Here is a 5,566-nt window from a genome sequence, read left to right on the forward strand (position 1 = left end):
AGCCCCAGCCGCACTACGAGCAACCGCGCCCGCAGCCGCAGCCGCACTACGAGCAACCGCGCCCGCAGCCGCAGCCCCAACCGCATTTCGAGCAACCGCACCCGCAACCGCAACCCAGGCCCGCGCCTGCTCCGCAACACGAGCAGCAGCACGCTGCCGCCCCCGCTCACGCCGGCCACGAACATCATCAAGGCTGAAGGCGGCGGGCGGTAAACGACAAAGCCCGCGGTCCGCGACAGGCGGAGCACCGGACCGGACAATCGTCCAGTCTGGTGCGCCGCTGGCGCGATACCGCGGGCTTCCCGCTTCGTTTAGGGCGCGACCGTGCTCAAACAGCCATCGGAGCCGTCAGCGGCTCGTGGTGCCGATATCCGACAAGCGAAAAATCGGACGGCTCGACCTGCTCCAGCCACTCGGGCGCGTACACGCCCGTATCCGCATAAGCCGGGACGCGATCGGCAATCACGAGCTTCGGGCTCTCGTAGGGCTCCCGCTCGAGCTGGCGCGTGAGCATATCGAGCTGGTTTTCGTAGATGTGGGCATCGCCGATGAAGTAGGTGAACCAGCGCGGCGTGTACCCCGTCAACCGCCCGACGAGCGACAGCAGCGCCGCCCCCTCCGCCAGATTGAACGGCGTGCCGAGGCCAACGTCGTTGCTGCGGATATAGAGGCACAGCGAGATCTCGCGCCGCGCGACGTTCGGCAAGAACTGATAGAGCAAGTGGCAGGCAGGCAGTGCGATCTGATCGAGCAGCGCGGGATTCCAGCCGTGAAAGAGAATGCGGCGGTCCGCGGGATTGCTCATGATCGTGTCCAGGCACTGGCGCAATTGATCGATGGCTTTATAGAGCAGCACCTTTTGCACGCCCTCTTCCTCGAACTGCGTGACGAGCCGATAGCCGCGTGAGGTGGCGTCGGCGATGCGCGCCTGCTCGGCGGCATCGATGACCTTGTAGCCAGGCCACTTGCGCCACTGCACGCCGTAGACATCGCCGAGGTCGTCCGTGCCTTCCCGGTAGGGATTGGCCAGCCACTGAGCGTTTTCGTTCGCGTTCGCATCCCAGACTTTGCACCCGAGCGCGCGAAAATCGGCCGCGCTGCGTGAGGCGCGCAGAAAACCGATCATCTCGCCGATCGCCGATTTGAATGCGAGCTTCTTCGTGGTAACGGCCGGAAAGCCTTCTTGCAGGTCGAAGCGCAGCATCGCGCCCGGCATCGAAATCGTGCGAATACCGGTGCGGTTTTCCTGCCAGCTGCCCGTATCGAGAATGGTGCGGACAAGGTCGAGGTACTGTTTCATGCGCGGGAATCCTTCGGCTCTTGGCTCGTGGTACGCAACCGCTCTTTCACGGCGCGCAAACCGCAATTTTACCAAGCCGCCGGATTGACGCGCTCGGCACCCTCAGTTCGGCATCTGATGGGCGCCCGGCTCGACCGGGATGTGCCGCATGCCGTGCGCGCTGAGCAGCCGATACAGCGTGACGCGGGAAATAGCGAGTTCCTGTGCGGCATCACCGAGCCGCCCGCGATGACGCAGCAGTGCCAACTCGATCGCCTGCCTTTCCGCGGCTTCCCGCGCTTGGGCGAGCGAGACCGGCGCGACATCGACGAAATCGGCCAGCTCCAGATCGTGCGCCGTAATGAGCCGCCCCTCCGACATCACAATCGCCCGCCGGATACGGTTGATCAATTCGCGTACGTTGCCGGGCCACGCGTAATTGTGGAGCGCCGCGATGGCGTCGGCCGAAAAGCCGCGCAGCCGTCGAGTGCCGTCGTGCCGAAACCGTTCGAGCATATGACGGGCCAACAACTCGATGTCCTTGCCGCGCGCGCGCAGCGGCGGCTCCTCGATCTGCAGGACACAAAGCCGGTGATAAAGGTCGGCGCGAAACCGTCCCTCGTCCATCGCGCGCACCATATCGACGTGCGTGGCCGAGATCACCCGGACGTCGATATCGATCGATTCGCGCCCGCCGAGCCGCTCGATGCGCCCTTCCTGCAAAAAGCGCAGCAGGCTCGCCTGGCTCTCCAGCGGCAGATCGCCGATTTCGTCGAGAAACAATGTGCCGCCGTGCGCCGCTTCGATGCGGCCGATCTTGCGCTGAGTCGCGCCGGTAAACGCGCCGCGCTCATAGCCGAACAGTTCGGACTGCACCAGATGCGGTGGAATTGCGCCGCAGTTGATGGCGACGAACGGCGCGGCGCAACGCACAGAACGCTCGTGGATCGCGACGGCCGTCAGCTCTTTGCCCGTGCCCGATTCGCCCGATACGAACACCGGCGCATCTGTCATCGCCACCTTGCGGATCGCGCGAAACAGCGCGCGCATCGCATCGCACGAGCCGACCATTTCCCCTTCGCCCGCACGCGCTGGCGGCGTATCGTCATCGCCCGCGCCGAGCACGACCATCCCATACGCATGCCCGACCGAATCCACGATGCGCGGCGCCTCGTACGGCATCGTGACGTAGTCGTAGCAGTAGTCGCGCACGAGGCGCCGCAGCGTGCGCTCCTGCATTTGCCCCGGCGCCGTGGCCGCGACCCAACCGACGTTGGGCCTCGTCAAACAGGGTTCGAGCGCAATGATCTCCCGCGAATCGAATTGGCTCGAGAGATCGAGCAACCCACCGGCGGCCGCTTCACTGCGCAGCGCCCGGCGCACGTCACGCGCACTCGCGGCGACATCGACCTGCCAGCCGCGCGCGTTGAATTGCTCACTCAATTGAGCGTTGACCTCGCGCGTGATGTAAATCAAGTGCCGATTCGCGGGTTCCATTGTTCAGACCTCTTATCGGTAAACGTGAAGCAAGACACCTCGCAAGCAACGCGCCGGCCAACGCTTATCCCGGCTCTACCCTATCGAAAGCCCGCTCACGGTCCTTTGCCCAAACTGCACGGCCCACAATTAAATTATTAATAGCAATGGCCGATTCATCGGCTCTTTATCGACGTGAAACTGTTCAACAGCTTACTATACGACCCGTCGTAGAGACAGCAACACTTGCCTTAAAAATTGAAACAGGGCGCGCAAAGCCAGTCAGGACGCCGGTTTGCGAGAATGCTGCATTGCGATTTCGAGCGCGTACGTGGCGGTTTTGCGACATCGCCATTCCAATGACGAATTGCCCCGCACTCGCTTTTTCTTTATGTCGTTTCACCCCTGAAACGGTTTTTGGTCCTTCCCCCGGGCGCGGTTGAGGCCATTGCAGTCAATATCAATCGCAGCAATGCTTTCCCGCCGATGGCACACCTTTCGCGTTATCTCCGCGCAACACGGAGAGACGCCATGCCATTCGTTCATCCCCTTTCGTTCGGTTCACGCGCAGCGATCGCGGCGCTAAGCATCGCGCTGGCGGCAATCGCTGCGCCCTGCCAAGCCCACGCCGGCTCGCTCGACGATGCGCCCGCGATCGGTCAACCGATGTTCTTCGTCGATGGTGCGTGGGCCGCGCCAACGTCGTTCGCCCACCGCGCCGCACAGGCTGTGGATTTGGCCGTCGCGCCGCGCTTTCTCATCGGCGCCACCGTGACGGACGGTTTCGGTTTCGACGAGCCGATGCAGGCAGCGAATGAAGCCGCCAGCGCCGATACCGAAGCGCCCATTGCCGGCGCGACGGCTCTCGACGATCGCGTGCTTGCCCGTCAGCGCGGCACGGGCCCCGGCCTCATGACGGTGGCCGCTTCGACGCAAGCGCTCCAGAACGGGCACTCGGTCACGCTCTGGGATGAAATCGCGCCGCCGGTGCCCGCGCCCGTCCCCGCGGACTCGGCACGTCCGGCTCAAAGCAACGCCGTCAGTTATTTCCGCCAGTAGCCACGAGCCGACGCTCGCCTTTGCCGGAGCCCCGACATGACCTTCGCCCTCGTCGTCACGAAGCGGTACCTCGCCAAAGCAGCCCTGCTGCCGAGCGTCGTCGCCGTACTCGCGGCAGCCTCGCCCAACGGCTTCGCTCAGGAAAGCGGCCACGCTGGCGACATCATCGTCGAACGCGAGGTGATGCCGCGCGATGCGTTCCGCGCGCTCCCTCATGACGAGAATCCGGTCGCCGTGAAAGCGACGACCTTTCCTGCGCCGGCGTTCGACTCGACCGTCGGTTCGCTCGTGTCCGACGAGGATCTGACACAAGCGCACGGTTCGCAAGGCGTATCGGGCGCAGGCGCCGCCGGGAGCATGGCCAGCCTGCAAGCGTTGACGAAGATCCTCGGCGGCTCGGCGACAGGCAGCAATGTGGCGATGGGCCCCGGCGGAGTCGCGCCGACGACGACAGGCGTCGGCGGCACGATCTCGATGTCCGTCACGGGGGCCCTTGCGCCGCTCAGTTCCGCCCTCGCCGGGCTGGGAGGATCGAAATGAACGCGCCCCTCGCCACGCGCCGCACCGTTGCGGCGGCCTCCTTCCTGGCCTGCTTCGCGGCCCTCGCCGCACCGGCGTGCGCATGGGCGCAGACGGTGCCGACCGTCACGGGCGACGCCACGATGGCGGCAGGCGCGTTCGCCGGCGCGAAAGGCGTCCTGGGTGTGAACGAAGCGGCCGGGCTGAACAACGCCCAAAGCAATCAAGCGGCGATCGTCGTCGCGCCGAACGGCGCCGTCGATACGAGCGTCGCCCAGAGCGCCCAGGCCCGCGCACGTGTCCCGAGCGCACGGGCAAGCATCGAGGACGGCGCGTTATCGAACGTGTCCGGCCTGGCGATGGTGAATCAGGCGGCGGGTGCGGCCAATCTCCAACGCAACAGCGTCGTGATCGGCGCTGCCGCAATGGGAGTGGAGAGCGTTTCGGACAGCGAGCTGTCCGCGGCCTCTCCCAAGCAAGGACGTGTGGATGTATCGGCGATGTCCCATGGCGAGCGCGCGGTGCGCATCGGCAACGATGTGCTCAAGAACGCGAGCGGCATCGCTCAGATCAACCAGACGGCCGGCGCCGGTAATGCCACGGCGAACAGTTTTGTGCTCCGTCCCCCGGCGGGCACTTTTTTCTAACGCAGCACCTTTTCGTATCGGAGCGTCATCATGAAGCGCACACTCATCGCAGCGGCAGTGCTGGCAGCAGCGTCGGGCGCCGCATTCGCCCATAACGTCAAAGACCCGTACATCTTCAACGGAACGAGCGTCCATGAAAACGTCGGCATCGACGGCTTCGTGCGCCTGTTCGGTTGCGTCACGGTGTCGAGCACGGTCGGCGCCGTCGTCAACAACAACCAGGCCGCCTGGTCGAGCGCGACGCTCGATCCGACCGCGCAAAGCTATACGATGGGATCGGTCACCACGACCTTCAACAACCACTACAGCTCGGTGAAGGGCGGCGGCTACTCGGTCGGCTCGAGCAAGAGCAGCGAATCGGCCTCGGCTTCGTTCTCGCAGACGTTCGGCGAATCGTCGTCCTATTCGTTCATGAACCAACGCAGCTCGAGTTCGGGCAGCAGCTACACATTCAGCAATCAAAAATCGAGTAGCGCCAGCAGCGATTCGCATACGTCGCAAGACGCGAGCGCCACCCTGACGGCGAGCGGCTCAGCCAACTTCGGCTATACCTACAGCTCGGACCACGACCATCACGGCGACGATC

The 5,566-nt window shown here is 64.6% G+C and carries 6 protein-coding genes and 1 pseudogene; 4 read left to right on the forward strand and 3 right to left on the reverse strand.

Going from position 1 to position 5,566, the window contains the following annotated elements:
• The 3 genes from ACTHL0_RS16665 to ACTHL0_RS16675 form a co-directional block, all read right to left on the reverse strand.
• Window positions 1-188, reverse strand: a 188-nt coding sequence (locus ACTHL0_RS16665) for a hypothetical protein (RefSeq protein WP_440567917.1), incomplete at its 3' end; no start/stop codon positions are given.
• A 140-nt stretch (window positions 189-328) separates the two neighbouring features.
• Window positions 329-1,300, reverse strand: a complete 972-nt coding sequence (locus ACTHL0_RS16670) for a thymidylate synthase (RefSeq protein ID WP_440567918.1) — start codon at window positions 1,298-1,300, stop codon at window positions 329-331.
• Window positions 1,301-1,402: 102 nt separating this feature from the next.
• Window positions 1,403-2,776: a sigma 54-interacting transcriptional regulator gene (locus ACTHL0_RS16675; RefSeq protein WP_440567919.1), complete on the reverse strand. Its 1,374-nt coding sequence runs from the start codon at window positions 2,774-2,776 to the stop codon at window positions 1,403-1,405.
• A 510-nt stretch (window positions 2,777-3,286) separates the two neighbouring features.
• Here ACTHL0_RS16675 and ACTHL0_RS16680 point away from each other — a divergent pair.
• From ACTHL0_RS16680 to ACTHL0_RS16695, 4 genes and pseudogenes are all read left to right on the forward strand, one after another.
• Complete coding sequence (locus tag ACTHL0_RS16680) at window positions 3,287-3,814, forward strand: hypothetical protein (RefSeq protein ID WP_440567920.1); 528 nt, start codon at window positions 3,287-3,289, stop codon at window positions 3,812-3,814.
• A gap of 36 nt (window positions 3,815-3,850) precedes the next feature.
• The gene (locus ACTHL0_RS16685) at window positions 3,851-4,354 is read left to right on the forward strand and encodes a hypothetical protein (protein WP_440567921.1); all 504 of its coding nucleotides are present in this window, start codon (window positions 3,851-3,853) and stop codon (window positions 4,352-4,354) included.
• On the forward strand, window positions 4,351-4,980 hold the full coding sequence (locus ACTHL0_RS16690; RefSeq protein WP_440567922.1) for a hypothetical protein: 630 nt from the start codon (window positions 4,351-4,353) through the stop codon (window positions 4,978-4,980). The genes ACTHL0_RS16685 and ACTHL0_RS16690 overlap by 4 nt, the downstream gene beginning before the upstream one ends.
• Window positions 4,981-5,010: 30 nt before the next feature.
• Window positions 5,011-5,566, forward strand: a pseudogene (locus ACTHL0_RS16695) (hypothetical protein); the annotation flags it as partial.

Origin of the sequence: Trinickia sp., assembly GCF_051961175.1 — a bacterium.
Classification (GTDB): domain Bacteria; phylum Pseudomonadota; class Gammaproteobacteria; order Burkholderiales; family Burkholderiaceae; genus Trinickia.

Excerpts from the sequence above, each read along its gene's own strand:
- ACTHL0_RS16670 (WP_440567918.1), bottom strand. The coding sequence starts at position 1,300 with ATGAAACAGTACCTCGACCTTGTCCGCACCATTCTCGATACGGGCAGC.
- ACTHL0_RS16675 (WP_440567919.1), bottom strand. The coding sequence starts at position 2,776 with ATGGAACCCGCGAATCGGCACTTGATTTACATCACGCGCGAGGTCAAC.
- ACTHL0_RS16680 (WP_440567920.1), top strand. The coding sequence starts at position 3,287 with ATGCCATTCGTTCATCCCCTTTCGTTCGGTTCACGCGCAGCGATCGCG.
- ACTHL0_RS16685 (WP_440567921.1), top strand. The coding sequence starts at position 3,851 with ATGACCTTCGCCCTCGTCGTCACGAAGCGGTACCTCGCCAAAGCAGCC.
- ACTHL0_RS16690 (WP_440567922.1), top strand. The coding sequence starts at position 4,351 with ATGAACGCGCCCCTCGCCACGCGCCGCACCGTTGCGGCGGCCTCCTTC.